Annotated in this window: 2 protein-coding genes and 1 pseudogene; all 3 read right to left on the bottom strand. The window is 73.7% G+C overall.

The window, feature by feature from the left end:
* Positions 1 to 96: 96 nt before the first annotated feature.
* Positions 97 to 1,119: pseudogene (locus tag ACWCO3_RS33710) on the bottom strand (class I SAM-dependent methyltransferase); the annotation flags it as partial.
* A complete protein-coding gene (locus tag ACWCO3_RS33705; protein ID WP_145784314.1) occupies positions 1,109 to 1,957 on the bottom strand; it encodes a hypothetical protein in 849 nt (282 codons plus the stop codon). The gene ACWCO3_RS33705 and the pseudogene ACWCO3_RS33710, both read right to left, overlap by 11 nt.
* Positions 1,958 to 1,967: 10 nt before the next feature.
* Positions 1,968 to 2,660, bottom strand: a 693-nt coding sequence (locus ACWCO3_RS33700) for a DegT/DnrJ/EryC1/StrS family aminotransferase (protein WP_450013992.1), incomplete at its 5' end; no start/stop codon positions are given.

Here is a 2,660-nt window from a genome sequence, read left to right as displayed (position 1 = left end):
CGAGGTCAACAAGCGCCTCGCCGACGCGGGCGTGCGCCAGATCGACCCTGCCGACCCGGAGCACGCCCTGCGCTACGGCTTTCCCGACGTCTCCTCGTCCCGGTACGCGGCCTCGCGGCTGGCGAACGGCGCGGCGGCTGCCACCCGCGTGCCGGTGGTCGGAGCGAGCCCCCAACGCCAGCCCGACGGGCCGTGCAGCACCTCCGACACGCCGATCCCGGGACGGCCGGTCTGCATCAACGCCACCGGCAGGTCGACGTCGGCCGCCGGCGGATGGTCTCCGGTGTGGGCGGGTCGGTGGGCGAGCACCAGCCAACCCGGCGCGAGGTCGGCGGCGCGTCCGGCGTGCAGCGCGTCCACCGCCAGTCGCGCCGGGTCCTGGAGCACGGTGTCCCTCGTGGAGCCGCCCGCACAGGCGCCGTGCAGCACGGCGTCGAAGAGGCCGGATCCGGCGTCCCGGTCGAGGTGGTCGGCGTCGAGCAGGGCAGTCGGGCTGCCGGCATCGGGGTACGCGGCCCAGCACGCCGTCGGTCGCAGCCCCGCCTCGGTGAGCCGTTCGCGGAGCTGGTCGCGGTTGGCCGGGTGGCCGCGATCCAGCACTCCACCGATCACCCAGGCGGAGTCGTCCCGGCCGGCGTACCAGGGGGTGGTGGAGACGAGCCGGTGCAGACCGAGCGGGTTGTCCAGGCGCAGGAGCAGCGCGCCACCGGGCCGTACGGCGGCGACCAGTCGCGCCAGCACACCGCTCCAGCCGAGCCGGGTGCCCTCCACCGACTCCACCGGGTCCAGGCCGGCGGCGGCGATCACCACGTCGTACGTCTCGTCGTCGGGCAGCCCGGTCGGGCCACCCACCACCACGTGGGCGGCCCGGGGGGCCAGCGCGACCGCGTCCGGGTGGCTGCGTAGCAGGCAGGTCACCTCGGCGTGGCCCAACTGGTCGAGCAGGGCCGGGTCGTGCGGCCCGGCCAGCAGGACCCGGGCACCGGAAGGCACGAGCCGGGCGGCGAGGGCGGCGAGGGGCCCACCCTCGGCCAACCGCTGCTGCGGCAGGTCGGACCAGGCCAGCATCTCGCCGCCCGGCAGGGTGATGCGGCCGGCGGGTGCCGTCTCAGTCGTCACGGTCGTCCTCTTCCTCCTGGAGGTTCGCCCAGCCGAGCAGCTCGCGCAGCTCGGCCGGCGCGCAGCGGTGGTCGATGCCGAGCTCGGCGCGGGCGATGTGGACGGCGGTGGGCACGTCGACAGCGGTGCCGTGCAGCTCCGGCCACTGGCGGCGGATGCGGGCGGTGCCGCCGAAGGTCGGGTCCTCGTTGGACAGGATCATCGGGTCGCCGTAGACCGCCGGCTCGCAACCCGCGGCGATGCCGTAGAAGATCGCGCTCGTCAGCCGGTTGGAAGCCACCCGCCGGTGCCGACGCAGCTCGGTCAGTTGCTTGTCGAGGAACTCCGGGTCGGTGTCCTTCCACCAGTGCCCCCGGTAGCCGTGGCAGATCACCCGGAACCCGGCCCGCTCGTAGAGGCGGCGGACGTTGCGCATCCGGTACTCGTGCCAGTAGAGGCAGACCGTGACCGGGCCCGGTTCGGTGGCCTGGATGAGGGCGATCAACTTACGGTGGTCGCCCTTCACGTGCTGACCCTCCCAACCGTGGAACGGGTACCAGATGGTGCCCTCCCGCTCCTCGGCCGGTGGGTCCTCCGGGCGCATGGCCAGCAGGTAGGTGAACGGCGCCCCGATGACGACCACGTTGCGGCGGCCCACCGACCAGGCCCGTCGGCGGGTCTGCTCCGACCAGAGCAGGCTGGGCGTGCGGTCGGCGTACGGGTGGCCGGGTGCCAGGCCGTCACCGATGTTCCAGCCGTGCTGCACGTACCCGTTGATCCGCGGTGGGTGCCGGTCGCCGAGGCCGGCGTAGCGGGCCAGCACGTGCGCGTGACCGTAGAAGTGGTTGGCGTGGTGCATCAGGTTCCCATCAGGCGGCGGTACGCACCGAGCCGGCCCGCAGGGCCGCGGTCAGCGCGTCGATGACGCGATCCTGGTCGGCGTCGCTGAGCCCCGGGTAGAGCGGCAACGACAGCTGCTGCGAGTAGAACGACTCGGCCACCGGGCAGGACCCGCGTCGGTAGCCCAGGTCGGCGAAGACCGGGTGCCAGTACACCGGGACGTAGTTGACCTGGACGCCGATGCCGGCGGCCCGCATCCGGTCGTACACCTCGCGGCGACGCCCGTCGAGCACGCGGATCGGGTAGAGGTGCCAGACCGGGTCGGCCCACGACTTCCGGTTCGGCGGCAGCACACCGTCCAGGTCGGCCAGTGCCTCGTCGTAGCGGGCGACCAGCGCGGCCCGGCGCGCCTTGAACTCGCCGAGGCGGCGCAGTTGACTGCGGCCCAGGGCGCAGAGCACGTCGGGCAGGCGGTAGTTCAGCCCGAACTCGTGCACCTCCTGGTGCCAGCTGCCCTCGTCGGGACAGCGCAACTCGGCGCGGTCGCGGACCAGGCCGATGGTGCGGAAACGGCGGGCCCGCTTCAGCACGGCCGGGTCGAGCGCCGCGACGGCGCCGCCCTCGGCGGTGGTCAGGTTCTTCGTGGGGAAGAACGAGAAGGTGGTCAGGTCGGCGAGCGAGCCGACCGGTCGCCCGTGGTACGTGCCGCCGATCGAGTGCGC

It is taken from the genome of Micromonospora sp. NPDC002411, assembly GCF_053592955.1.
The sequence above is the reverse complement of the archived record's forward strand: the minus strand, read 5'-3'. Positions and strand labels throughout refer to the sequence as shown.

Excerpts from the sequence above, each read along its gene's own strand:
- ACWCO3_RS33705 (WP_145784314.1), bottom strand. The coding sequence starts at position 1,957 with ATGCACCACGCCAACCACTTCTACGGTCACGCGCACGTGCTGGCCCGC.